This window comes from Leucobacter chromiireducens, assembly GCF_051993095.1.
Lineage (GTDB): Bacteria > Actinomycetota > Actinomycetes > Actinomycetales > Microbacteriaceae > Leucobacter > Leucobacter chromiireducens.
The window spans coordinates 784,211-807,128 of record NZ_CP197024.1 but is presented as its reverse complement, the minus strand read 5'-3'; the positions used below and the strand labels follow the sequence as shown (position 1 = coordinate 807,128).

At 68.1% G+C, this 22,918-nt stretch carries 23 protein-coding genes; 6 read left to right on the top strand and 17 right to left on the bottom strand.

Annotated features, from left to right (window positions below; translation table 11 throughout):
- Positions 1–124 precede the first annotated feature (124 nt).
- Together ACR81A_RS03545 and ACR81A_RS03540 are read right to left on the bottom strand one after the other, a co-directional pair.
- Positions 125–970 (bottom strand): AraC family transcriptional regulator, encoded by an 846-nt coding sequence (locus tag ACR81A_RS03545; RefSeq protein WP_440312631.1) that lies wholly within the window; start codon positions 968–970, stop codon positions 125–127.
- Positions 971–1,044: 74 nt separating this feature from the next.
- Complete coding sequence (locus tag ACR81A_RS03540) at positions 1,045–1,623, bottom strand: TetR/AcrR family transcriptional regulator (RefSeq protein WP_440312630.1); 579 nt, start codon at positions 1,621–1,623, stop codon at positions 1,045–1,047.
- Between the two features lie 90 nt (positions 1,624–1,713).
- Between ACR81A_RS03540 and ACR81A_RS03535 the strand changes: the two genes are divergently transcribed.
- On the top strand, positions 1,714–2,052 hold the full coding sequence (locus tag ACR81A_RS03535; protein ID WP_440312629.1) for an SIP domain-containing protein: 339 nt from the start codon (positions 1,714–1,716) through the stop codon (positions 2,050–2,052).
- Here the strand turns inward: ACR81A_RS03535 and ribB are convergent.
- A complete protein-coding gene (ribB, locus tag ACR81A_RS03530; protein WP_440312628.1) occupies positions 2,040–2,696 on the bottom strand; it encodes a 3,4-dihydroxy-2-butanone-4-phosphate synthase in 657 nt (218 codons plus the stop codon). The genes ACR81A_RS03535 and ribB overlap by 13 nt on opposite strands.
- A 118-nt stretch (positions 2,697–2,814) precedes the next feature.
- On the opposite strand from ribB, the gene ACR81A_RS03525 reads away from it, so the two are divergent.
- On the top strand, positions 2,815–4,002 hold the full coding sequence (locus ACR81A_RS03525) for an MFS transporter (protein ID WP_440312627.1): 1,188 nt from the start codon (positions 2,815–2,817) through the stop codon (positions 4,000–4,002).
- On the opposite strand, the gene ACR81A_RS03520 is transcribed toward ACR81A_RS03525, so the two are convergent.
- Complete coding sequence (locus tag ACR81A_RS03520; protein WP_440312626.1) at positions 3,999–4,646, bottom strand: response regulator transcription factor; 648 nt, start codon at positions 4,644–4,646, stop codon at positions 3,999–4,001. The genes ACR81A_RS03525 and ACR81A_RS03520 overlap by 4 nt on opposite strands.
- Positions 4,643–5,884, bottom strand: a complete 1,242-nt coding sequence (locus ACR81A_RS03515) for a sensor histidine kinase (RefSeq protein ID WP_440312625.1) — start codon at positions 5,882–5,884, stop codon at positions 4,643–4,645. Before ACR81A_RS03515 ends, ACR81A_RS03520 begins: the two co-directional genes overlap by 4 nt.
- 171 nt (positions 5,885–6,055) lie before the next feature.
- Between ACR81A_RS03515 and ACR81A_RS03510 the strand changes: the two genes are divergently transcribed.
- Positions 6,056–6,529 carry a hypothetical protein gene (locus ACR81A_RS03510; RefSeq protein ID WP_440312624.1) on the top strand — a complete coding sequence of 158 codons (474 nt, stop codon included), beginning with the start codon at positions 6,056–6,058 and terminating at the stop codon, positions 6,527–6,529.
- Between the two features lie 21 nt (positions 6,530–6,550).
- Here ACR81A_RS03510 and ACR81A_RS03505 read toward each other — a convergent pair whose 3' ends face one another.
- Both ACR81A_RS03505 and ACR81A_RS03500 read right to left on the bottom strand, forming a co-directional pair.
- The gene (locus tag ACR81A_RS03505; protein ID WP_440312623.1) at positions 6,551–8,260 is read right to left on the bottom strand and encodes an Ig-like domain-containing protein; all 1,710 of its coding nucleotides are present in this window, start codon (positions 8,258–8,260) and stop codon (positions 6,551–6,553) included.
- A 100-nt stretch (positions 8,261–8,360) separates the two neighbouring features.
- Entirely contained in the window at positions 8,361–8,825 is a 465-nt protein-coding gene (locus ACR81A_RS03500; protein WP_440312622.1) for a GNAT family N-acetyltransferase, read from the bottom strand.
- Positions 8,826–8,951: 126 nt separating this feature from the next.
- Between ACR81A_RS03500 and ACR81A_RS03495 the strand changes: the two genes are divergently transcribed.
- Complete coding sequence (locus tag ACR81A_RS03495; RefSeq protein WP_440312621.1) at positions 8,952–10,622, top strand: ABC-F family ATP-binding cassette domain-containing protein; 1,671 nt, start codon at positions 8,952–8,954, stop codon at positions 10,620–10,622.
- Positions 10,623–10,624: 2 nt separating this feature from the next.
- Here ACR81A_RS03495 and ACR81A_RS03490 read toward each other — a convergent pair whose 3' ends face one another.
- Positions 10,625–11,080, bottom strand: a complete 456-nt coding sequence (locus tag ACR81A_RS03490) for an Lrp/AsnC family transcriptional regulator (protein WP_440312620.1) — start codon at positions 11,078–11,080, stop codon at positions 10,625–10,627.
- Positions 11,081–11,202: 122 nt separating this feature from the next.
- On the opposite strand from ACR81A_RS03490, the gene ACR81A_RS03485 reads away from it, so the two are divergent.
- Positions 11,203–11,832, top strand: coding sequence for a LysE family translocator (locus ACR81A_RS03485; RefSeq protein WP_440312619.1), 630 nt, complete (start codon positions 11,203–11,205; stop codon positions 11,830–11,832).
- Between the two features lie 108 nt (positions 11,833–11,940).
- Positions 11,941–12,450, top strand: a complete 510-nt coding sequence (locus ACR81A_RS03480; RefSeq protein ID WP_440312618.1) for a VanZ family protein — start codon at positions 11,941–11,943, stop codon at positions 12,448–12,450.
- Here ACR81A_RS03480 and ACR81A_RS03475 read toward each other — a convergent pair.
- The 9 genes from ACR81A_RS03475 to ACR81A_RS03435 all read right to left on the bottom strand — a co-directional run bounded on the left by ACR81A_RS03475 (position 12,447) and on the right by ACR81A_RS03435 (position 22,896).
- Positions 12,447–13,772, bottom strand: coding sequence for a hypothetical protein (locus ACR81A_RS03475; protein ID WP_440312617.1), 1,326 nt, complete (start codon positions 13,770–13,772; stop codon positions 12,447–12,449). The genes ACR81A_RS03480 and ACR81A_RS03475 overlap by 4 nt on opposite strands.
- 32 nt (positions 13,773–13,804) lie before the next feature.
- On the bottom strand, positions 13,805–16,882 hold the full coding sequence (locus ACR81A_RS03470) for a hypothetical protein (RefSeq protein WP_440312616.1): 3,078 nt from the start codon (positions 16,880–16,882) through the stop codon (positions 13,805–13,807).
- On the bottom strand, positions 16,879–17,601 hold the full coding sequence (locus tag ACR81A_RS03465) for a hypothetical protein (protein WP_440312615.1): 723 nt from the start codon (positions 17,599–17,601) through the stop codon (positions 16,879–16,881). The genes ACR81A_RS03470 and ACR81A_RS03465 overlap by 4 nt, the downstream gene beginning before the upstream one ends.
- Positions 17,602–17,687: 86 nt before the next feature.
- Positions 17,688–17,912: a hypothetical protein gene (locus tag ACR81A_RS03460; protein ID WP_440312614.1), complete on the bottom strand. Its 225-nt coding sequence runs from the start codon at positions 17,910–17,912 to the stop codon at positions 17,688–17,690.
- A gap of 116 nt (positions 17,913–18,028) precedes the next feature.
- Positions 18,029–18,991 carry a siderophore-interacting protein gene (locus ACR81A_RS03455; protein WP_440312613.1) on the bottom strand — a complete coding sequence of 321 codons (963 nt, stop codon included), beginning with the start codon at positions 18,989–18,991 and terminating at the stop codon, positions 18,029–18,031.
- Positions 18,988–19,785 (bottom strand): ABC transporter ATP-binding protein, encoded by a 798-nt coding sequence (locus ACR81A_RS03450; RefSeq protein ID WP_440312612.1) that lies wholly within the window; start codon positions 19,783–19,785, stop codon positions 18,988–18,990. The genes ACR81A_RS03455 and ACR81A_RS03450 overlap by 4 nt, the downstream gene beginning before the upstream one ends.
- Positions 19,782–20,807: a FecCD family ABC transporter permease gene (locus ACR81A_RS03445; protein ID WP_440312611.1), complete on the bottom strand. Its 1,026-nt coding sequence runs from the start codon at positions 20,805–20,807 to the stop codon at positions 19,782–19,784. Before ACR81A_RS03445 ends, ACR81A_RS03450 begins: the two co-directional genes overlap by 4 nt.
- Positions 20,804–21,847: a FecCD family ABC transporter permease gene (locus ACR81A_RS03440; RefSeq protein WP_440312610.1), complete on the bottom strand. Its 1,044-nt coding sequence runs from the start codon at positions 21,845–21,847 to the stop codon at positions 20,804–20,806. The genes ACR81A_RS03445 and ACR81A_RS03440 overlap by 4 nt, the downstream gene beginning before the upstream one ends.
- A complete protein-coding gene (locus ACR81A_RS03435) occupies positions 21,844–22,896 on the bottom strand; it encodes an iron-siderophore ABC transporter substrate-binding protein (RefSeq protein WP_440312609.1) in 1,053 nt (350 codons plus the stop codon). The genes ACR81A_RS03440 and ACR81A_RS03435 overlap by 4 nt, the downstream gene beginning before the upstream one ends.
- Between the last annotated feature and the right edge of the window lie 22 nt (positions 22,897–22,918).

Below are 22,918 nucleotides of genomic sequence, written 5' to 3'. Positions count from 1 at the left end.
GTGCGTCGCGGCGTGACATCAGACGTAGGGAAGGCTCACCTAACTCCTCAAGGCTACGGGTGCCGCGAAGTCCCGTGTGTTGCTGAGCGGACGACTTCTATCCCGAAACCGACAGCCCCGCTCGCTACCGCCAGTAGTTCCGTTGCGCAGAGTCGGCGCGCGCCCGCGCAACGTATTGGCGCGGGGTCACCCCAAAGCGCCCCTTAAACGCTGCGGAGAACGCGCTCGTCGAGTCGTAGCCACACTGCTGCCCCGCAAGCCCCACCGGGTCGCCCGCGACGATGCGCCGCGCTGCCGCCGTCATGCGCACACCCGTGCGCCACTGCCCAAAGCTCATGCCAATGTCACTCGTGAACACGCGAAGAACAGTGCGCTCGTGGAGCCCGTGCTGCGCGAACAGCTCGCGCGCGGTGCGCCGATCCCCGGGCTCGGCAAGCACCGCCTCAACGAGGCCGCGCACCCGCTCGTCGGCGGGGACGGGCACCTCCCCCACCTCCTCTGCCACGTGCTCGGCGGGGAGCTGCAGCATGTCGATGAGCGCCTGCTGAATGCGGATACGCAGATCGGGATTCATGTCGTTCGACGCAAGGTGCAGCAGCATCTCCTGCACCGCGCGCGGCACGGCAACCCGACTCACTTCGGTGATCGGCTCGCCAAGCGCATTGTCCGGCACGTACGTGTAGCACCCGGTGGCATCGCGCTCGTGCCGGGCGGTGTGCGGTGTGTGCGGTGGAATCCAAATCCCCTGGCCCGGGCCAAGCTGCCACATCGCACCCTCGAGGTACACCCACACCGTGCCCCGGTAGCACCAGGCGAGCATCGCCTCGGGGTGCGTGTGCGGTGGCGAGATGGGGCGCTCGGGGTCCACATCACTCCCGCGCACCACGCCGGTGCCCATGAGATACGGATCGCTGATCGCCGGCGGGTGCGCCCCGCTGAGTGCCCAATCGGGCTGGCGATACGCATTCATCAGATGTTGATCGTATCAGCGCTCAGCTGCGGCACCTGAGCGCTGCCCGCGCCTCAGGGCGGGCCATCCGAAAACTACCGCAGGCCACGCAGAAAGCGCTGCGCCATACGCAGCAGCTCAGCATCGTCGGCGCGCCACCCCTCGGCAAGGATGCGGAACACCAGCGGACCCACGAGGCCGGCGGCGAGCGCCCCCGGGTCAGATTCGATAGGGATCGCCCCCTCCACCTGCACCCGCTGGATCACCGCGCGGGCCGCATCACCCAGCACATCCGTGCCGCGGAGCAGTTCGGCCACCTTCTGATCATGCTGCGCCTCTCCCAGCAGGGCACGGTACGCAAGCCCCGCATCCGACACTGTGAGGAACGCCGCGAGCGCCCGCAGAAACGCCGCCACTTCAGTCTCGGCATCGACCCCGGGTTCAACCGTGAGCTCTCGGGCCGCGTCTGCGGCACTCGCCTCGAGCAGAATTTCAGCCTTCGAGGACCACCAGCGGTACACCGTTTGGCGCCCCACACCGGCGCGCTCGGCAATGCCCTTCATGGTCATCGCGGCATAGCCGTCCGCAACAAGCATGTCGTCAACGGCGCGAAGGACGGCGAGCCGAGCATCTTCGCTGCGCGGTCGCCCCAGTGGGCGCGGGTGGTCTGCCATGAGTCGAGCGTACCATTTTCGAGACTTGCTGCATCGGAACTGTCATGGATACGCTTACGGGACACGGTGACCCGAAAAGATTCGACCACTATGCGCCCCGCTCTCCGCGACGTCGTCGTGACCGCACGCGAACACCCCACCGAACACATGCTCCGCCTCCGCCTGAGCGGCGACGAGCGAGGCCGGCAGGAGCTCACCGCCCCCGAACACGCGGAGATCGTGTGGCCCACGCGCGAGAGCGGCGAGGTGCCGGGTGCACAACTCGCGGCCGCCACCCACATGCTCGACATCCATCCCGGCAGCGCCGCGTGGTTTGCTGCAGAGGCAAGCGCCGCGAGGGAGGCGCGCCGCGCCCTCCGCGAACGAGAGCTCGCGAGCCCGCACGCGCAGGGCCACTGGCGCGCCGGCGTTGGCGACTACCGAGACTGACTCGCGCGCGCAATCTCCGCCACGGTTGTCACAGCCATCCCGGCAAACACCGAACCCGCGAGCACATCGCCCAGACGGAGCATCTCCCCCAGGTCATCCACCAACTCCGCGAGCACCCCTACCGGCTCCAGGCCCGCCATGCGGGCAAGATCAACAGCCGCCTCAGTGTGGCCGCCGCGCCCGCGAGTGCCGAGCGGGTGCGCGCGGAGCGGCAGCACGTGCCCCGGGCGAATGAGATCGACGGAGCCGGTATCCGGGTCGGCGAGCACACGCACGGTGCACGCTCGGTCGCCCGCCGAGATGCCGGTCGCCACGACCGCCCGGGCATCAACGGTCACCGTGTAGGCCGTAGCGCGCGGATCCTCATTTCGCTCCACCATGGCCGGCAGCCCGAGGGCGTCCGCACGCTCCGCGGTCATTGGCGCGCAGAGCAGCCCGGAGGTGTAGCGCACCATCCACCCGATCGTCGCCGGGGTTGCCAGCTCGGCGGCCACGATCGCATCCACCTCGTTCTCCCGCGCATCATCATCTGCAACCAGCACCACCTCGCCCGCCGCAAACCGAGCCAGCACCTCCGAAATTGGCGAGAGCTCGACACCCCCGCTCGCCCCACTCGCGGCCACCACTTGCTTCGCCGTACCCATCTCGCTCCTCTCGCAATATCGAGACACCATGCCTCGATGGGCAACAGTATCAGGACAGGGTGCCCCGTAATGTGTTACGTTCATTTCGAGACACAATGTATCGATAGTCAGGAAGCAGATGTCCTTTACTCCAACCCCCGCCGCACGCGGTCGAGCGGCGCGCGCTATCGCGGCGACCGCGTTCGCGTTCACGGTCACCATGCTCGGCACCACGGTGCCCACCCCGCTGTACACGCTGTACGCTGCCGAACTGCACTTCTCACCGCTCACCGTAACCGTGCTCTTCGCGGTCTACGCCGTCGGCGTTGTCACCGCGCTGCTCCTCTTCGGAAAGCTCTCCGACCAGATCGGCAGGCGGCCCGTGCTCCTCACCGCCGTTGCACTCGCGTTCGCGAGCGCTGTGCTCTTCCCCCTGCCACCGTCGATACCGCTGCTCCTGGCGGCACGCGTCGTCTCCGGCTTGGGCGCGGGCCTCATGAGCGGCGCCGGCACCGCGGCGGTGCTCGATCTCTTCCCGCCCGATCGCCGTGGCGCTGCGGGGTCGCTCGCGGTGATCGCAAACACGGGCGGCCTCGCTATTGGCACGCTCGGCGCTGACCTCATCGCCGAGTTCACGAGCGAGCCGCTCTTCACCCCGTTCGCAGTGCATCTCACGCTCTGCGCGCTCGCGTTCGTTGGGCTGTTCGCGTGGACGCCCAGCCACGTGATCACGCACCGCCCCAGCTTTCGCCCGCAGCGCCTTCGTGTGCCGCGAGAAGTCCGCGGCGATTTCGTCCGGGCGGTGCTCGGCGCGGGAAGCGGCTTTGCCGTCACCGGGGTACTCACCGCGGTGTCTGCACTCTTCCTCTCACGCGAACTGGGCGTCGAGAACCACGCGCTTGCTGGCCTCGTCGTGTTTCTCGCATTCGCGGGCATGGCTGCGGGGCAGCTCATCGCGGGTCACATGCGCCCACACCGCGCGCTGCCGATCGGCTGCAGCGGGCTTGTCATTGCGGCAGGTCTTCTCACGCTCGCGCTCACCGGAACGAACGCCATTCCGCTCCTCATCGCTGCTGCCGTTCTCGGCGTCTCGGGCGGGATCTGTATGAACGCCGGACTCGCCACGACAGTCGGCAGCGTGGCCCCGGAGCACCGTGGCGAAGTGTCGTCCTCGTTCTTCGCAGGGCTGTACACGATGCTCGCGCTGCCCGCGATCGGCGTTGGGCTCCTCACCAACGCAATCGGCCTCCGCCCGGCGGGCATCATCTTCGCGGCGGCAGTCGCCGTTCTTTCGGCCGGGGTTGGCGTGACCGCGGTTCGCCGCTAGATCCAGCCCTGCTGCCAGGCGTGCTCCGCGGCATCGTGTCGGTTCGTTGCCCCAAGCTTCGTGATCGCCGCGGAAAGGTAGTTGCGCACGGTTCCCGACGAGAGGAAGAGCTGCTCCGCGATCTCCTGCACACTCGCCGAGCCCCGGCTGCCCCGAGTGGCGCGGAGCACGTCGAGTTCCCGTTCCGTGAGGGGGCAGCGCTCCGCGGTCAGCGCCGCAGCAGCGATCTCCGGGTCGATGTAGCGCTTGCCTGCCGCGACGTCACGGATCACATCAGCAAGCTCGCCCGCCGGCGTCGACTTCGGCACGAAGCCCGTGACCTGTGCGGCGAGCGCGCGACGGAGCACGCCAGGACGAGCATGCCGCGTGACGATGATCACGCGAGTCCCGGGCAGCGCCGCGAGAATGCGCTCGGCCGCCTCGATGCCGTCGGCGCGCGGCATCTCGAGATCGAGCAGGCAGATGCGCGGTCGCAGCTCGAGCGCGAGCGCAACGGCCTGCTCCCCGTCATCGGCGCCCGCGACCACCTCGATGTCGGGCTCCAGGCCGAGCAGGGCCTCGAGCGCGCCCCGAATGAGGTGTTCGTCGTCAGCAATCAGCAGGCGGATCGGCTGGACCGTTTCACCGTTCTCTATTGCGCTCATCGCGCGCCTCCCTTCGGCACCCAGGCCGTCAATTCAAACCGGGCGGTGGGGATGCCGGGCCCGGCCTCGCCCGCGACCGCGTGCTCGGTGACGCCGGCGGTGAGCGTGCCACCCACCGCTGCGAGCCGCTCGCGCAGCCCGGCAAGCCCCGAGCCCGCCGTGCCGCGCTGAACCGCCATGGCGTCGACGACGACTCCATTGTTCACCACGATAAGGAGGTACCCGCCGCGCGCTTGTGTGAGCGTCAACTCGGTCTCGGTTGCGCTCGCGTGGCGGAGGATGTTCGTCGTCGCCTCGCGTACGGCGAACGCAAGCACCCGCTGCAGTTCACGATCCGCGGGCATACCGGTCACGGTCAAGCGGCACTCGGCCCCCGCGAGCGTCAGCACGTCGCTCGCGTTTTCCAGCTCCTCGGTGAGACCCACCTCGCGGAGCCCCGCGACGAGCGCTCGTGTCTCTTCCATCGCCTCCTTCGCGATGAGCCGGATCTCCCCCACCTGCGCGGCCGCCTGAGCAGGAGCGATCTCAAGCGTGCGCTCGGCGAGCTCGGCCTTCAGAGCGATTACCTGCAGGTGGTGCCCCTGAATGTCGTGCAGATCAGAGGCGAAGCGGAGCCGTTCCTGCGTTACTGCGAGGTCTGCGGCGAGGTGCCGCGCTTCGTCCAGTTGTCGCACCACCTGCCAAATCCACAGGCTCGTCAGCAGCATGAAGGGCAGCAGGAGACCGTAGAACGCCACCATCCAGTGCAGCGGACCGGCGTCGAGCAGAATGGACCCCGGTACGCGCACCTGGTGCCACAGTATGGGCATCAGCGTGAGCAGCAGGAATCCGAGCAGCACAACCCAGCGGGTCGGCCGGCGCAGCCAGCAAGCGAAGATCGAACCCGAGAACCAGAGCTGCGCCGCCGCGAACACTGCGATGCTCGGGTCAGCCAACGACAGCAGCCACGATGCTCCGGCCGAAGCGAAGAGCAGCATTGTCCACCCACGCGGCGGAAGGCCCGCGGTCGCCGCATCGCGGAGCAGCCAGGTGAACCGCAGTCGCACCGCCGCAGCGACGACGATGAGCACGAGAAATGCAAGGAGCACGGGGCTGCGGCTCGTCGAGAGTCGCATGAGCGCATCCCCGACGATGCAGAGGTCGATCACGAGGAAGAGAAACACGATCGAGCCGAGCGTGTAATTCCAGGTGGCGGTGACACCGGCGCCCGGGGGTGGAGTGATGGTGGGTTCAGACACGCTCCCAGCCTAGGCGGCGCAGCCCCGCGGCTACCGCCGAGACCGCAGGCTGTGACAGATGTCATGCCCGGGTGATGTACGACTCATACGAACGCGTGACACGGTGGCACTGGGCGCCAGCGATCCCAATCGAGACGATGGAATCACCATCAATTCGACCGAAAGGCCCTCATGATTACCACGCTCCAAGACTTCACCGCTTCGCTCCCCGAGGTGCTCCAGTGGCTGGGAGTGCTGCTCGTCTCGGCAATTCCGTTTGTGGAGTCGTACTTTGGTTCGGCCATCGGCGTGATCATCGGGCTGAGCCCGGTCGTGGCCATCGGCGTGGCCGTACTCGGCAACATCGTGTCAATGCTCGTGTGCGTACTGACCGCGCATGGTGTGCGCTCGCAGGCCACCAAGGGGCGCGAGGCAAAGCCGCTCAGCCCTCGCCGCGCAAAGCTGAAGGAACGCTTCGACCAGTTCGGCGTGCCCGGTGTGAGCCTGCTCGGTCAGCTCATCCTGCCGAGTCAGATCACCTCCGCCGCCATGGTGTCGTTCGGTGCGTCGAAGAACCAGGTGATCGTGTGGCAGATCATCTCGATCATCGTCTGGGGCGTCGTGTTCGGCGTGCTCGCCTCGCTCGGCATCGCGGTGCTGCGCTAACGCAGCACCGCGAGAGCCGCGCTAGGAGTTGCGTCGGCGGGTGCGAGCCAGGGTGAACGCCGCACCGGCGCCAAGGAGCAGCGCGGCACCGCCGAGCAGGATCCCGCTCTGCTCCGCACCGCCGGTCTTCGCAAGTGCGCTCCCGGTCGTCTTGCCCGGAGCCTTAGGCGTCACCGTGGATCCGCCGTTGGTGCCACCATCGGTCTCGCCGTCAGTTTCGCCGTCGGTGCCGCCGTCAGTCTCGTCCGCAGCGATGGTCGCAGTCACCGTGGCTGAGCTGCGCAGCAGGCCCTGCTCAGCCGGGATGAATCGCAGGTCAACCACATGGGTCCCAACGGGCAGGCCGGCAAGCTCCGCGGTTCCCGCACCGTCGGTCACAACGAACGGATCGCCCAGCGGCTCATCGCCCACGAATACCTGCACGGTTCCGTTGGGCAGCAGGGCATCGGCAGGAGCGGCGTTCGCGACGCGGCGTGTCGCAACGGTCTCTGGGACGGGGTCGGTGCCAGGCTCCTCCTCCGCAAGAGCCACCGTCACGTCGACCGTCGCCGGGTGCGCCGGGGTGCCGTGCAGCTCAGACTTGGCTGGGGTGAGGACTGTCTCCACGGCACGAACGTTCAGCTCCACTGGCGCGATCTCGGCACCGCCGAAACCGGGGGCCGGCAGGTAGCGCGCCGATACCTGGTGCGGTCCGGGGGTGAGCCCGCTCAGCGATGCCTCGAAGCGCGAGATGCCATCGCCCGGTGTCGCGTCGCGGTCGTCGCTCGATGCCTCCGCGTAGAAGACCTCGCCGTCAACGAGGATCTCGATTCCGCCACGGGGATCGATGCGCGCACCCAGCCCGTCTGCGCGGACCTCAAGCTCAGCGGTCACTGTGTCAATCGCGCGAAGCTGGTGCGTGGAGAGGCTGAGGTTCGCACTCGTTCCGATCTCACGCGCACCATAGGAGACCGCCGCCGACGTCGAGTTCGCCCAGTTGCCTGAGACGTCGCCCGTGTACGCAACGGTCAGCTCATTCACACCCCATGGCACCTCCGCCTGCTCGAAACGGACGGTGCCGTCTGCCGCCAGAGTCTCGGTCTGCACGGGAGAACCGTCGGCGAGCAGCACCGCGGTGCCAGCGACACCGGACGCCGACGAGGAGACACGGGCCACTACGTCGATGGGCGCGAACGCTGCGGGTGAGGTGGGGGCCTCGAGAATGGTCGTCTGCGTCGGTGCCTGGGCGACAACGATCGTCGCACTCTCACTGATCGAGGGCAGTGCATTCGGAAGACCCGGAATATCGCTCTCGCTCCCCGCGAAGCGAGCGGTCAGCGTGTGGGTCCCTGCCTGCGGGGTGAATGTCACCGGGAAGAGCGCCCCGTACTTCGTGGGGCCCTCTGGGATCAGCAGCACGCTCGTGCCGATCTTCGTGTCGTCGAGGTAGAAGTCGATCGACTTGCCAATTACCATGGCGGGCCCCAGCAGCTCTACCGCAGCAGACAGGATAAGCGGCTGACCAAAGGTCGTGGGCGCCGCATTTACGCGCAGTGTCGTCACGGTTTCCGAGGGCGCAGGCTGCGGAGCCCTCCCGTCCCAGGCTGAGGGAGTGGCCACGGGCTGCTGAGCCTCCTGCGAGAGCGGAACCGCCATGGCCGGGCCCGCTGCTGCAAGGCTCACGCAGCTGAGCGCGAGCGTCGATGCTGCGAGCAGTGCGATGGATCGGGGACGTGGAGAAAACTGAATCATGTCCAAAGATTAGGCGCGCGCGTCGATGCGCCCCCACGGATCCCCCACGCAGTGCGCGAACTGCACCTTTTCTGCGCGCAATGGCGCGCCGAGCGGCGAGCTAGGGCACGCCCGCCAATTTGAGGTGCAAAATCGGGTACGGGCGCCCATCGCCGTCGAGTTCGCTGCGCCCAACCTGAACAAAGCCCCGACTCCGGTAGAAGCCACCCGCGCTCGCGTTCTGCTCGTTGACATCCACCCGCGTCACGCCCTGCTCTGCAACCGCGTGGGCAAGGAGGGCACTGCCGACCCCGCTTCCGCGCGCGGAATCTGCCACGAACAGCATCTCGAGGTTGCCTTCGGCGACCCCGGCGAACCCGACGGGCGCACCGGCGCGCTCTGCGACGGTCAGCGTGACCGCCGGAAAGTACGCGTCGGCGAGCAATGATTCGATTCGCGCAAAGTCTTCCGCGGCAAGGAAATCGTGGGTGGCGCGCACCGCGCTGCGCCAGATTTCAACGAGCGCGGGGTACTCCCCTGCTCCGGCGCTCGGGCGAAGTGTCAGATCGGGCGGAGTGCTGGTCATCCCACAATCCTTGCGCGCGGATGCGTCGGGCACAAACCCAGACCCGATCTCGTCGGCATCCCGGAAAAGGTTGCGCAATCGGCAACACGCCTGCACTGCGCCACGCCCGGGATGTAAGCTGAAATGATGTCCCATCTCGATCTTTCCGCGATCAGCTACTCGCTTCCCGACGGTCGGCCTTTGCTGAACAACGTCTCGTTGCGCGTGGGCGACGGTGATCGTCTCGCGCTCATTGGCGCGAACGGCGCAGGCAAATCGACCCTGCTGCGTATCGCGCTCGGCGAGCTCACCCCCGACGACGGCGCGGTTGCGCGCACGGGTTCGCTCGGCGTGATGCGCCAGTTCCTCACCGGAGCCTCGGTGCGCGAGCTGTTGCTCGATGTCTCCGCTCCGAAGATTCAGCAGGCGAGCGAGCGGCTCGAAGCGGCCGAGCGCCGCATGGCCGAGACCGGCTCGGAGGCCTCGCAGATGGCCTACGCGAACGCACTCGTCGCCTGGGGCGAGGCCGGTGGCTACGACGCCGAGGTGTTCTGGGACGTCTGCACGCAGGCCGCGCTGGGACTCCCCTTTGAGCGAGCCGCAAGCCGCCCCATCGAGACGCTTTCGGGCGGCGAGCGGAAGCGACTGGTGCTGGAGGCACTCATCCGCGGCCCGCACGGCCTGCTTATCCTCGACGAGCCCGACAACTTCCTCGATGTGCCGGGCAAGCGCTGGCTGGAGGATCAGCTGCGCGCCTCCGGCAAAGGGGTCCTCTTCGTCAGCCACGACCGCGAGCTTCTCGCACGCTCGGCCACCGCAATCGCAACGCTTGAACTCGGTGCAGCAGGCAGCACCGCCTGGATCCATCCCGGCAGCTTCGCGAGCTACCACGCTGCGCGAGACGCGCGCTTCGAACGACTCGACGAGCTGCGCCGCCGATGGGACGAGGAACACGCCAAACTCAAGGCACTCGTGCTCATGTACAAAGAGAAGGCGGCATACAACGACGGCATGAGCTCGCGCTACCGCGCCGCACAGACGCGCCTCGCGCGCTTCGAGGAGGCCGGTCCACCGCACGAGCAGCCGCGCGAGCAGCGCCTCGAGATGCGGCTCGCCGGTGGCCGCACGGGCAAGCGCGCGGTGATCTGCGAGCAGCTCGAGCTCACCGACCTCATGTTCCCGTTCGACGCGGAAGCCTGGTTTGGTGATCGCGTCGCCGTGCTCGGCTCAAATGGTTCGGGGAAATCTCACTTCCTGCGACTGCTCGCGGCCGGCGGCAGCGATCCCGATCTGGAACACGAGCCGGTGGGCGACCTGGAGATCGAGCCGGTTGCACACACGGGCTCTGCCCGCCTGGGAGCCCGAGTTCGGCCGGGTTGGTTCGCGCAGACGCAGCGGCGCCCGGACCTCGCGGGGCGCACGCTGCTCGAGATCCTGCATCGTGGTGACGAGCATCGAGCGGGGCGGGATCGCGAAGCGGCAGCCCGCGCGCTGGCCCGCTACGAGCTGGCGCAGTCGGCCGAGCAGGCCTTCGACTCGCTCTCGGGTGGCCAGCAGGCGCGTTTCCAGATCCTGCTGCTCGAACTGGGCGGGGCGACCCTGTTGCTGCTTGACGAGCCCACCGACCACCTCGATCTGCAGTCGGCGGAGGCGCTGCAGCAGGCGCTCGCTGCGTTCGAGGGCACCGTCATCGCGGTGACGCACGACCGCTGGTTCGCGCGCGACTTCGACCGGTTCTGGGTCTTCCAGGAGGACGGCGAGGTCGTAGAATCCGCGAAGCCCGTGTGGGACGAGGGGCGGGTGAACCGCGCACGCTGAGGCTACGGGATCGGCACCGCCCGCTCCTCGCCGATCTGCTTCATGACCATCGTCGAGGTGAGGCGCTGCACCCCGGGCAGGCCCGTGAGCGTCGTGTCGAAGAACTCCTGGTAGTCCGCCAGATCTCGCGCGAGGATCCGCAGGAGGTAGTCGGGCTGCCCGAACAGGCGCTGCGCCTCGACGATGCTCGGCATCTCCGTCACCGCCGCCTCGAACGATGCGATCACTTCGAGCGCGGTGTGCTGCATCGTGACGAACACGATCGCTTCGAAGCTAAGCCCCACTGATTCGGGGGCAACAATCGCACGGTAGCCAAGAATCGCGCCGGAGCGCTCCAGCTCCTTCAAGCGTCGGTGGCATGCCGACAGGCTGAGACCCACCTGCGCGGCGAGGTCGGTGGCCGTGATGCGCCCGTCCTCTTGCAGAATTGCAAGAATCTCCCGATCAAGCTTGTCCATGTAGGAGATTCTGCCAGTGATTCCCGCGATTCCCGCGAAGAAGCGAAGCACATTTCGTGAGATTCTCCGTACAGTCTTCACGCGGGGCAACACGGTGCCCCGCTCAGTGGAGCGGAGACGCAATGGATGGCACTCTCGTATTGCAGTTCTGGGCCGTCGCCGTACTGCTCGCGCTCACCCCGGGACCCGACTGGGCGTTTGCGATCTCGACGGGTCTCCGATCGGGCGCCGTCGTGCCGTCTGTGCTGGGAATGGCGTCCGGCTACATCGTCATGGTGACGGTGCTGTCGCTGGGCGCGGGCGCGCTCATCACGGCCTTCCCGATCATCCTCACCGCCCTCACGGTGCTGGGCGCCGCCTACTTGGTCTTCCTCGGCGTGGGCACGCTCCGTGGGCCGGCGCAGGCGTTTGGTGACACCGCCGCTGCGCCAAGCGGCAGCTTCCTCACACAGTTTCTGCGCGGCGCGGGTGTGAGCGGCTTCAACCCGAAGGGACTGCTGCTCCTCCTCGCGGTGCTCCCCCAGTTCACCTCGGCCACGACCCCGTGGCGGCCCGAAGCCCAGATGTTCGTGCTCGGCCTGCTATACGTCGCCAACATCATTGTCATTTACTTTGCGATTGCGCACGGCTCACGTCGGGTGCTCGGCGCCCGTCCCCGCGCGGCCCTCCTCATCACCCGGGTGGCGGGCGTCTCCATGATCGGGATCGGCCTGCTCCTCGTCGCCGAGCAGCTCGCGCCGTTGCTCGCTTAGCGGGCGCCGCACAGCTCGCGCTAGCCAGTAACCTGCTACGGTACCGTCAGCTCTGCGCCTCGCTGGCCGGCAGAGCAGCCCGCCTGCCCTGGACAGAAAGTGCACCGTATGCTCGCGACGTTTCTGGTCGAGTATCCGTGGCTCGTACCCGCGGCATTCCTTGCCTTCGCGCTCGCAAGCCCGTTCCTCGGCGCGTGGCTCGTTGAGCGCCGCTCGCTGCTCGTCACGCTCTTCGCGCTGGCAATTGTCGCCACGCTAGCGCTCGTGTTCACCCCCACCGGGCGCACGCTCGCCGTCGGGTGTCTCGTGGAGTGGTCAGTTCCCGTTCCCCGAGCGGTCGAGCCGTTCGCAAACGTCGTATTGTTCGTCCCGATCGCGTTCCTCGGTGCGCTGTTCATCCGACGCCCGCTCACCGTCGCACTCCTGGGAAGCCTCGCGTCAGCCCTCATCGAGACGGCGCAGGCGATCCTCCCCGCGCTCGGGCGCAGTTGCTCGACGAACGATTGGCTCGCGAATTCGATCGGTGCACTCATCGGCGCGCTGCTCGCGTGGGGCGCGCTCGCGCTGCGACGGCGGTGGGACCGCGCTCACCTTCCCACCGCCGCTGTGAACTCTTAGGAGTCCCAGATCGGACCAAACGCGGGCACACCGCGGCGGCCGAACTCATCGACCACCCGGTCAGTCACGCCCTTATTCGACACGCAGATCACCGCGTCGGCCCCTGAATCGTGGAACGCCTCAAGCGTCAACTCAAAGACATCCGCGCGCCCATTCTCGGTCGTGTTCCAGATCACCGCCTCCGGCTGCGCAGTCGTCACCTCCGTGTAGAGCGCGTCGCCGTAGGTCTCACGCGGCGCCTTTGTGACCCATACGAGGCGCGCTCCCTGGGTGTCGGTGAGCAGGTGGCCGAGCACCGGGCCGATGCCACTCCCCGTGACGACGTAGAGCACGCGTGTGAAGAGCCGCTTCGCGTTCGCGACCCCGGCGGTGGGGATTCCGCGCACCCAGACGTGCGTGGGCGGCTCATCGATGAACTTCGAGGTCCACCCGCCGGCGCGCGAAATGACCATGCGGTACCCAGGTTCACCGGCCGGTGCGGGCACACAGGCGAAGGGGTGCCACCCAAATAGCGGCGAGCGGCTGATCGCTCGCGTGGTACCAACCGGTGGCACGAAGCCATGGTCCAGGCGCACGATCGCCACGTGTGGCGAGGGGCTTTCAACCGAGATCGCCACGCGACGGAGCAGCAGCCACGGCCAGATGGCCAGTGACGTCGAGATGACAAGCATCCAGAAGATCGGCGAGGTCAGGAGCGCCTCCCCAAGCGTGCGCACGGGAGCCTGCAACTTGGCAAGCACGAACGCATTGGTCCAGGCAAGCGCGAGCACCGTCCACGTGCCGAAGCGGTGCGAAGCCTCGAACACATCATGGTGGCGGGTGCGGAACCCCGGAGCGGCAAGCGCGCAAATCGTGATGAGCAGTGTCAGCACAAGCAACGCGATCCCGAGCGAGACATCATCGTATCCCGCTTCGCCGTCCGCCCACGCAGGAGCGAGCAGCACGACGTACACGAGGTACCACGCGGTACTCGCGATCGCGCCGCCGACATGCAGCCCGCCCACGTGATAGTACTGCGCGAGCTTCCAGCGGAGCGCGAGCGGCCAGGAGGTAGGAGCACGCGTGGCTATCCAGGACAGCAGGTTGACCATCCAGTGCTGGCGCGGCAGCACTGCGGCAAGCAGGTTGAGCTGCGAAAGCGCGGCAATGATCTGCAGGCTCCACGCCTTCGGCTGCCAGGCCCCCACGAGGGCGCCCAGCACGAAGAACACGAGGTTCACGGCGAGCACACTCAGAATGAGGATCACGTAGAGCTTCACCCGGGATCGCCCGCGCTCGGCAACGGCCTGCGCCGTTCCCGTTCGCTGATCGTGTGTTGTCATGCGGAGGTCCTTCGTCTCGGCTGAATCACTCGCTATACGGCGGGGTCTGCCGGTGCGACCGGCGGCGTCGAGCCGCCGCGAATCGTCCAGAACCAAGTGTGCCGCCACAGCTCCCACTCCCACTTGGGTGTTGCCGCATTGATGTTCACGATGTCCCACTTGTAAATGCGCAGCTTGCCCGAGAACTTCGCCTCAGCTGAGGCCCACGCGCGCGCGACGAGGCTCAGGTTATGCACGTTCGGTGGCGTGACCGTGTCGGTCAGAGTGCCGGAAATGTTGGCGCGCGGCTTCACGAGCAGCTGCGGCCCGGCCACGCCGTAGATGAGCGTCTCTGTTTTCAGCGTAGGCCCGACAGCCACGGCGCCGGAGATCTCAGGCGCGATCTTGCCGTTCAGTGCGCGGACCGTCGGCGGCGTCATCTTCGCGCTGCTCTGTCCTTCCATCGTGGTGATCCCATTCGCCGAACTGTAGCTAAAGCCCTGCATGATCGTCCGGTCATAACGCAAGTTCGTCACGTGCACGTTCGCCTGGATGTTCGCTTCCGCGTCGATCGTCAGCGTTACGTAGTTCTTCACGACGATTGGGATCGGGCCGAGGTATACGGTGAACGACCCGGTCTCGGTGCGCTTCAGCGGCTCGAGGAGAGTCACCTCACGCTTGGCGGAACCGTTCGCCGCGATCTCGACGCCTACGCCGGCGGCGACTTCCGCCTGCACGGTGAAGTCATTGACGCGCACGCCGACGGGCACATACTTCAGCTTCTTGATCAGGGTGATATCGAGCGCGATGTGCACATCGACCTTTGCCTTCACCTCCGCGCTGATCATGGCTTCGAACAGCCCATCGACCGGGTGATCGGTGATGCGGGTCAAGATGTTATCGACGTCTGCTTTCTTCGCGTTCGTCATCGTACGAACGATCACGTTGCTCTTACCGCCGCCGTCACCAACGAGCAGGTAGAACACCGGGTTCACCTCGAGTGCGGCTGCCTTGTCCCACGAGTTGCCAGCGCGAGCCGTATCCTCCGCAAGAACCGCGGCACCGCTCGGCTCATGGTCGAAGACCGCATCTTCGCCCGTGACGAGTTCACCAGTTCCTCCGCGCTCGTTCTCGTATGTCACATCGTCGCGCGTGAGGGTTTCCCCCGTCTCGGGGTCGGTGATCGTCACCTCAAGCGGATCGTCACCGGCCTCACCGGCGAGCGGCGCAAGAGACTCGAGGTCGGGGTCGACTGTGTCGGCGTTGAATTCGAGCTCTTCGTCAATCGCGGCGTTGAGCACCACGTCGCCGAGAGCGGCCTCGGTGGTGCGGACGAGCCAGTCGGTGCCGCGCAGCTCAATACTCGCAACGCGTCCCAAGAACCCATCCGGCAGTCCAGGGGTGGCCTGGGACACGATGACGCTGTCGAGCACGAGCTCAGCGGGGAGTTCCGCAAAACGCACCACGCGCGGGTCGCTCGTGGCGTCCATGACCGGACCGTCCGCGCCATTCACCACGAGCGCGTTCTCGCTCACGGTCGCAGCGTCATCGGTGACCGCGGTGATCTGCAGCTCAATACTCGTAGCAGTGCGCGCCCCGGCACGGTCGACGAGCGTCACGGTGTAACGGTAGCGGCCGTCGACAGGCGCGCCAACGTCGGTGGTGAAGCGCAGGTTCCCGTCGTCGGTGACCACCACGTCGGCGTTGCCGATGTAGCCATCCTGGCCGATCTCCTCCGGGTAGTCCGCCGGGTTGAACCCCGGGGCGTCCACACCGGCGATCGCAATCTCGACGCGGTCGACATTCTCGTCGCCCGCGCTGAGCGTGCCTGCCAGCTCGAAGTACCCGTTCTCGTTGAGATCGATCGCAGCACCACTCCGCTGCGAGTCGATCACGACAGCACTCGCGGTGTTCGCACCCGGTGTCGCCTCGCCCAGATACTCACCGATCAGGTGCAGGCCGACATCGGCGGTGCCCCGGTTGAGGTGCAGCCGCTCGACCTCGCTTGCCGGAGCGAGCAGCAGCTGCGGGATCGCACCCGCCGCCGCATCAACCACCGCACCCGTCGGGCGACCCGTCGGTGCTGCGCCGAAATCGAGCAGCGCGAGCTCACTTCCTATCGTTGCCTGCGCGAGCACGAGGACGTAGCCACCCTCGCTGGTGTCACCAATGGGCACCTCAGCAGCACGCGGTCCCACGGTCGTGGTGAACTCCACGTCACGATCGCTCGCGAGGTCGAAGCCACCCGTCACGTTGACCTGGGAATGGAACTCGTCGGCGTTCGGCATCCACCCGAGCACGTCCATGCGCAGCTGCGCGTCGCCCCCGTCGATCTCCGCGCGGATAAGCCCCTGCTCGTCCGGCGTTACCACGGTGGTGAGCGAGGTGATGCCAGCGGGGAGGTGCAGTGTGGCGCCGTCCAGGGTCACGTTCGCTGCGCGCTGCAGGTCGAGCGTGAGCGCCGCGTACACCGCACGCACATCGGTGGTGGGCACGCCGCCCTCACCGGTCACACCGATCTCCATCGGGCGGCCGGGCGCAATCCCTGCGCCGCCCAGACCGATCTCGCTGTCGGCTCGAGTCACCGGGGCGTCGAGCGTAATCGTGGAGCCCGGGGTGCCCGCCTCGAGCAGGGTCCCGTCTTCGCCAATCCGCGGTGCGCTGCCCGCAAGGCCGGCGATCACTTCGATGCGCGCGTCGGTGTTCGCGGACGCCCAGAGGGGCGCCGTGCCGTCCGTGATGCGCAGCAGCGAGGTGGTCGATGCTGCCTCGCCCGCGGGCACGGTGAGGATCGCAACTGGCTGCTCTGCCGTGCCGGTGAAGACGGTGCGTGGCGCGTCAGACGCGGCGAGCGACACACGAACGAGAGCGCCGGTATTCCCGTCTGCAAGACCGGGCAGCAGCACCCGAGCGCCAGCGGTGGCGCTGAGCCCTGCGCCCCAGCCGAGCGAACTCTCCGCCGCGGGCAGGCGGTCAGAAACGGGGGTAAAGATGTCTTTCGCTGCGGCCACCTCGCGCAGGTCGGAGGGCATGGCGAGCGCGGGTGATGCGACCGCGGTGGCGAATCCACCCGCAAGGGCGACCGCCGCGGTCGCAGCGAGCAGGCGGTTCAACGTCGGCTTCGGGCTCATGCGCGCGGCTCCTTGGTGTCGGTGGTGTCAGCGGCCAGAGCGCGTCGCGTCTGTGCGGTGCGGATGGCGAACGCTGCGCCGCCGCCGAGCAGCAGCAGTGCGGCCAGGATCCCAATTGAGAAGAGCGTGCTGTCGCCCGTGGTGGCGAGGGGCCCACTGCCCTTTCCGCCGGAGCTTCCCGGCTTCGCTCCCCCGGTGCCAGCGTCATCAGTCCCAGAGCCGTCAGTCCCCGAGCCGTCGGTGCCGGAACCATCGGTGCCGGATCCGTCGGTACCTGAACCATCGGTGCCCGAGCCGTCGGACTCTCTTTTCAGTTCGATGCGCGTGGCATCGAGCACGGCACCAGCCTCGTCGGCAAAGGTGAGCGCGAGCACAGGCTTCGTCGCGAGCGCTGCGTCGGTGGCGGTGACCGTGGCGGTCAGCTTGCCCGGCACCGCGGCAGCGCGGAAGCCGGCGCCGGAAACGGTAGGTGCCCAGGTGGCGGTCTGCGGTGCTGCGGTGCCGGAGGTAAGCACCAGCTCAACATCTGCAGGATCCGCGCCCTCGAGGTCCGCCCACACCTGGGTGGTTCCTGCGGGAGCTTCTTCGCTCAGAGTGATGGGCTTTGGTGCTGAGGCAGCATAGGCTGCGGGGGCCGCCGCCCCGACCAGGCCGACTCCGAGCAGCAGTGCGAGGAGTCGCCCCGTGGCGCGCAATGATCTTGTTTCAGATGCTTTCACCCGAAAAAATTAACAAGGGCGATGGGGGGTCGACCAGGGCACGCCCGGAAGGTGTCGCAAGGTGGCGCTGAAAGTGCGCGTTCTGCTCACTTCGCGGATGCTGCGTCCGGGTCCTGGTGGGAGCCTGCGTAGGCCTGCCGTTCCTGTTCCAGCATGAGGCGGTACTCCGCGGCCAGTGAGATCTTCGCGGGCGCCGTGCTCGGCGTCGCCCACGCTGCTGCGGTGGCGTTTCCGGGGGGTGTCACCGCTCGGCGCGTGGTTGCGGGACGCCGCTCGGCGCCCCGCAAAGATCTCGGTCCAGATGTCTTCATGCGAGCACGCTAACAAGCCCCGCGCTGAAAGCAGAGGGCCCGCGCACCAAGGAGACGCAAGCTGGCGCTAAAGGTGCGCGATTTGCTCGCTGAGCTGTGAGTTCTCCGAGCGCGGGCTAGCGTTCGGCGCGACCGAAGCGCCAGTACCCCATGAACGCCACCGCGTCGCGCGGCATGCCGCGCTCGGCTACGAGTTCGCGACGGATGCGCTTGATCGCGTCGGCCTCGCCCGCCAGCCAGGCGTAAGCGCGGGCCGAGCGAGCGTCGTTCTCTGCGGGCATTCCCGTCTTCGGGTCAAGGCCGGGCACTTCCCAGAGCACCGTCGCTTCAAGGTCGACGTCCTCGAGCTCGGGGCGGGCCGTCGGCGCCGCCTCAGCGCGCGCAGCCGGGTGGAACGCGGGGTCATCGAGCGCCTGCACCGCGGCGACGAGCGCTTCCCCGTAGTGCCGCTCGCCGCGCTCGTGGACCTCGACCGTCACCCCGCTCGTGTCGCCCAGCAGCGCAGCGTCGCGGGGATCGCCCAGCTCGAGGATCACGCGCACCACGGCAGCCGCATCGATGTCTTCGAGGATCGCCGCGATTGCGGGCAGCGCACTCTCATCGCCCACGAGCAAAAGCTGGCTCGCGTCGCGGGGCGGCAGCCACCCGACCGCGCGCGTGGTCGCGGAGTACGCGCCGTTTGGGCCGACGATGGCCGCGATGTCGCCGGGCTGCGCACGCGCCGCCCACGCCGCCGCGGGCCCAGGGTCGGGGTGCCACGCGAAGTCGATGACAACGCTCGCAGGTGTGCCTGTCGTGGGGTCGGCTGGCCGCAGCATGCGCGGAGTGTAAGTGCGCATGGGCGGCTGCTCGGCGGCACTCAGCGCACACCACGCCGCGTACCAGTCGTCGCTGCCGCGCAATTCCGGCAGCACCCCTTGCGCATCGGGCAGCAGGAGCTTGACCCGCTGGTCGATGCCCACAAACCCGAAGTCCGCGAGGTCCTCGCCCGTGAACGTGACCCGCACAAAGCTGGGCGTCACCCACTCCGCGGAGATGACCCGCACCCGGAACAGGCGGTACGCACCGAGCCCGCTCATGCGGCGCTCCGCGCCGAACCGACGGGCACAATCATCGGGGTGCCCGCGACGGGGTCGGGGCAGATCACGGTGTCGAGCCCAAACACCTCGCGCACCAGCTCCACGGTGATGATGTCTGCAGGGCGGCCCTGCGCCACGATCGCACCGCCCGACATGGCGATCAGGTGGTCCGCGTAGCGGGTGGCGAGGTTCAGCTCGTGCAGCACCACGACTACCTGGGTGCCGCGCTCGCGTGACAGGCGCACGAGCAGTTCGAGCACGTCCACCTGGTGGGCGAGATCAAGGTAGGTGGTCGGCTCGTCGAGCAGCAGAATGTCTGGCTCTTGGGCGAGCGCCATGGCCACCCACGCGCGCTGCCGCTGGCCGCCGGAGAGCTCGTCGACCCCGCGCTCCGCAAACTCACTCATGCCCGTGAGATCGAGCGCCTCGGCCACCACCGCGTCGTCACCCGTGCCGCGTCGACCGAGTGCACCACGGTGTGGGGTGCGCCCGCGATCCACGAGCTCGGCGACGGTGATGCCGTCGGGCGCAATGGGCGCCTGCGGCAGCAGGCCGATGATGCGCGCCACTTGCTTGGTGGACAGCTGCGAGATCTGCTGCCCGTCGAGCAGCACCGATCCCTCGCGCGGGCGCAAGAGCCGGGCGAGCGCGCGCAGCAGGGTCGACTTGCCACAGCCGTTGCCGCCCACGATCATGGTCACCCCGCTGCCGGGGAGCTCGAGGTCGAGCCCATCGATGATGGGCTCCGCGTCGTAACCGAGAACAAGTTCGCGTGCGTGAAGCGAGTGAGTCATACGCGGGTGCGTCCTCTCATGAGCAGGAACAGGAGGTAGGGGGCGCCGAGAATGCCCGTCACCACGCCGACGGGCAGCACCGCCGGCGCGAGGTGCTGGGCCACCACGTCGCCACCGAGCACCAGGAGCGCGCCAACGAGCGCCGCGGTGATCGGCACGGATTCCGGTCGCCGCACGAGCCGCATGGCGATCGGACCAGCGAGGAAGGCGACGAACGCGATCGGACCGGTGAGCGAGGTGGCCACGGCAATCAGCAGCACGCCGCAGAGGATGATGCCGAGCCGCGCCCACTGGACGCGCACGCCGAGCGCCGCCGCGGTGTCGTCGCCGAGACGCAGGGTCTGCAGTCGGGAGGCGGCGAGCAGCCCCGCGGCGATGAGCACGGCGAGCACGGGCAGGGTGGGGCCGAGCTGATCCCACAGGCTGCGACTCAGTGACCCAGTCATCCACACGACCGCGTCCTGCGCGCCCTTCACGTCGCTGCGGGTGAGCACGTAGTTGATCACCGCCTGCAGCGCGGCCGCCACCGCGATGCCGACGAGCACGAAGCGAATGCCCGAGAGCCCGCGGCGGTACGCGCACACCCACACGATGAGGGCGGCACCGAGCGCGCCGAGCACCGCGACACCCGAAACCACCAGACCGGATGCCCCGAAGAGGCCGATCGCAATCACGGCGGCCGCGCTCGCGCCGGCCGAGATGCCGATCACGTCGGGGCTCGCAAGCACGTTGCGCAGCATGGTCTGGAAGAGCGTGCCGCCGAGGCCGAACGCCATACCGGCGGCGAGCGCACCGAGGGTGCGCGGCACGCGCAGCTCCCCCACCACGAACGAGGCGCCGGGCACCTCCTCTCCCGCGATCACGCGGAAGACGTCGCCGAGGGGCGTGACGGAGTTGCCCCACACGAGCGAGACGCCCATGAGCGCAAGGATGAGGAGCGCGAGGGCTGCGCAGACGAGTGCATCGCGGCGCACGCGCGCGGATCGGGATCCACGCAGTCGCGTGGCGAGCTGTTCGCTCACAGTCCCACCGCCTTCCGCTGCTGGAGGAGCAGGATGAAGATGGGGGCGCCGATCACCGCGGTGACGATGCCCACCTCGATGAGGCCGGGGCGCGCGATCAGTCGCCCCACCACGTCGCACACAAGAAGGAACGCGGCGCCGGTGAGCGCGGAGAGCGGCACGACCACGCGATAGTCGCTACCTGCGATGAGGCGCACCGCGTGGGGTACGGCGAGGCCGACGAAGGCGATGGGGCCCGCAATGGCGGTCGCCGTGCCGCACAGCAGCACGACCGCGAGCGCGGTGAGCGTGCGGACAAGCCCAACGCGCACGCCGAGCCCGAGCGCGACGTCGTCGCCGAGCGCAAGCCCGTTGAGTCCGCCCGCGCAGAGGAGCGCAACGACTGCGCCCACCCCCAGGAAGCCCGAGAGCTGCGCAATGGTGCCGAGGTTGCCCGCGGTGAGCGAGCCGATCTGCCAGAAGCGGAAGCTCTCCAGGGTGGACTGATCAGTGATCAGGATCGCGGAGATCACTGAGGCGGCGATCGCCGCAACAGCCGCACCCGCGAGCGCGAGCGTCACGGGCGTCGCGCCCGACGGGCTCGCGCTTGCGGCACCGTAGCCGACAAGCACGGCGACCGCGGCTCCAGCGAGGGCGCACCACACGATGGCGAGCGGTGCCTCCAGCCCCAGGAGGCTCATGCCGAGCACCACGAAGAGCGAGGCGCCGGCGTTCACCCCGAGCAGACCGGGATCCGCGAGCGGGTTGCGCGCCATCCCCTGCATAAGCGCGCCGCCCACGCCGAGCGCGGCCCCGACGACGAGGCCGGTGACGGTAGTGGGGATGCGAGCGAGCACGGCCGCCTGGTCGATGTTCTGCGTGTCGCCAACGGTCAGCGCGGCCCACACGGACGCGAGCGGAACATCGCGCACCCCGATGGTCAGCGAGAGCACTGCGGCGAGCGCAACCGCCGCGATCGCAATGCCCACCACCCAGACCGGGGCGAGGCGCGCACGGCGGCGCTCCTCGCCCCGGTTCGGTGCGGTGGTGGTGCGGGTCACTTGACCTGCGCGGCGGCCTCGCCGAGCAGCTTCGCGTAGGCCGGCAGCGCCCACGGAATCGACAGCGGGGTGGGCGAGGAGATGGCCATGAGCTGCGCGTCGTCGTCAACGTAGGCGAGGGCGCCCGACGCGACGGCGGGGATCTTGCTGAGCAGCGGATCGTTCTTCAGCGTGGAGAGGTCGCCGCCGCCCTGCACGAACACAACGGCCAGGTCGGCGTCGAGCTTGTCGGCCTCCTCGGCGCTGATGGTGGAGACGAACTCCTCGGATCCCTCCGAGAGCTTCTCGATCGACGGGGCGATCGTCATGCCGAGGTCGGTGAGGTACTGGAGGCGGGTGTCGTTCGGCGTGTAGTACTGAACTTTGCCGGGATCCTTCGCGTCCACCCAGATCACCATGGCGGTCTTGCCCGCAACCTCCGGGTACTTCGCCATCTCGGTGTCGGTGAACTTCTCCGTGTCGGCGATCAGCTTCGCAGCTGCCTCGGGCTTGCCGAGCGCTTCGCCGACCATACGGGTGTTGTCGCGCCACGGGGTGCCCCACGGGGTCTTCTCGTAGGCGACGGTGGGGGCGACCTTGCTGAGCGTCGTGTACTCCTGCTCGCTCATTCCCGAGTTCGTGCCGAGGATCAGGTCGACCCCGGCGTCGGCGAGCACCTCGTAGGGTGCGCCGTCGAGCTCATCGTGCAGGGCGGGGAGCTCCGAGCCTACGTCTTCCACGGCTTCCTTCGTCCAGGGGAGGAAGCCCTCGGCGTCGCCGCCGAAGGTTGCCTTGCCGATCGACACGGGCACCACGCCGAGCGCGATCGCCGCGTCAAAGCTGCCCCAGCCGATCGTGGCCACCTTCGTGGGCTCGGCCGGGATCTCGGTCGTGCCGTACACATGCTCGACGCTCGCGGGGAATACCCCGTCACCCGAGGCTGCTCCCCCGCCCGCGTCCTCCGTGGCCGAGGGCGACGCCGCGCAGGCCGTGAGCGCGAACGCTGCGGCAGTGAGTGCGGCGAGCGCGCCGAGCGAGCGGCGCGCGATGCGGGGGTGGTGCGAAGACATGAGGCTCCTTAGCGGTGGGAAT

What these genes read in the sequence shown, in the direction of transcription:
- ACR81A_RS03500 (WP_440312622.1), bottom strand. Translation starts at nt 8,825, where the DNA reads ATGACCAGCACTCCGCCCGATCTGACACTTCGCCCGAGCGCCGGAGCA.
- ACR81A_RS03485 (WP_440312619.1), top strand. Translation starts at nt 11,203, where the DNA reads ATGGATGGCACTCTCGTATTGCAGTTCTGGGCCGTCGCCGTACTGCTC.
- ACR81A_RS03480 (WP_440312618.1), top strand. Translation starts at nt 11,941, where the DNA reads ATGCTCGCGACGTTTCTGGTCGAGTATCCGTGGCTCGTACCCGCGGCA.
- ACR81A_RS03535 (WP_440312629.1), top strand. Translation starts at nt 1,714, where the DNA reads ATGCGCCCCGCTCTCCGCGACGTCGTCGTGACCGCACGCGAACACCCC.
- ACR81A_RS03455 (WP_440312613.1), bottom strand. Translation starts at nt 18,991, where the DNA reads ATGAGCGGGCTCGGTGCGTACCGCCTGTTCCGGGTGCGGGTCATCTCC.
- ACR81A_RS03470 (WP_440312616.1), bottom strand. Translation starts at nt 16,882, where the DNA reads ATGAGCCCGAAGCCGACGTTGAACCGCCTGCTCGCTGCGACCGCGGCG.
- ACR81A_RS03540 (WP_440312630.1), bottom strand. Translation starts at nt 1,623, where the DNA reads ATGGCAGACCACCCGCGCCCACTGGGGCGACCGCGCAGCGAAGATGCT.
- ACR81A_RS03490 (WP_440312620.1), bottom strand. Translation starts at nt 11,080, where the DNA reads ATGGACAAGCTTGATCGGGAGATTCTTGCAATTCTGCAAGAGGACGGG.
- ACR81A_RS03475 (WP_440312617.1), bottom strand. Translation starts at nt 13,772, where the DNA reads ATGACAACACACGATCAGCGAACGGGAACGGCGCAGGCCGTTGCCGAG.
- ACR81A_RS03525 (WP_440312627.1), top strand. Translation starts at nt 2,815, where the DNA reads ATGTCCTTTACTCCAACCCCCGCCGCACGCGGTCGAGCGGCGCGCGCT.
- ACR81A_RS03520 (WP_440312626.1), bottom strand. Translation starts at nt 4,646, where the DNA reads ATGAGCGCAATAGAGAACGGTGAAACGGTCCAGCCGATCCGCCTGCTG.
- ACR81A_RS03495 (WP_440312621.1), top strand. Translation starts at nt 8,952, where the DNA reads ATGTCCCATCTCGATCTTTCCGCGATCAGCTACTCGCTTCCCGACGGT.
- ACR81A_RS03505 (WP_440312623.1), bottom strand. Translation starts at nt 8,260, where the DNA reads ATGATTCAGTTTTCTCCACGTCCCCGATCCATCGCACTGCTCGCAGCA.
- ribB (WP_440312628.1), bottom strand. Translation starts at nt 2,696, where the DNA reads ATGGGTACGGCGAAGCAAGTGGTGGCCGCGAGTGGGGCGAGCGGGGGT.
- ACR81A_RS03460 (WP_440312614.1), bottom strand. Translation starts at nt 17,912, where the DNA reads ATGAAGACATCTGGACCGAGATCTTTGCGGGGCGCCGAGCGGCGTCCC.
- ACR81A_RS03510 (WP_440312624.1), top strand. Translation starts at nt 6,056, where the DNA reads ATGATTACCACGCTCCAAGACTTCACCGCTTCGCTCCCCGAGGTGCTC.
- ACR81A_RS03545 (WP_440312631.1), bottom strand. Translation starts at nt 970, where the DNA reads ATGAATGCGTATCGCCAGCCCGATTGGGCACTCAGCGGGGCGCACCCG.
- ACR81A_RS03435 (WP_440312609.1), bottom strand. Translation starts at nt 22,896, where the DNA reads ATGTCTTCGCACCACCCCCGCATCGCGCGCCGCTCGCTCGGCGCGCTC.
- ACR81A_RS03450 (WP_440312612.1), bottom strand. Translation starts at nt 19,785, where the DNA reads ATGACTCACTCGCTTCACGCACGCGAACTTGTTCTCGGTTACGACGCG.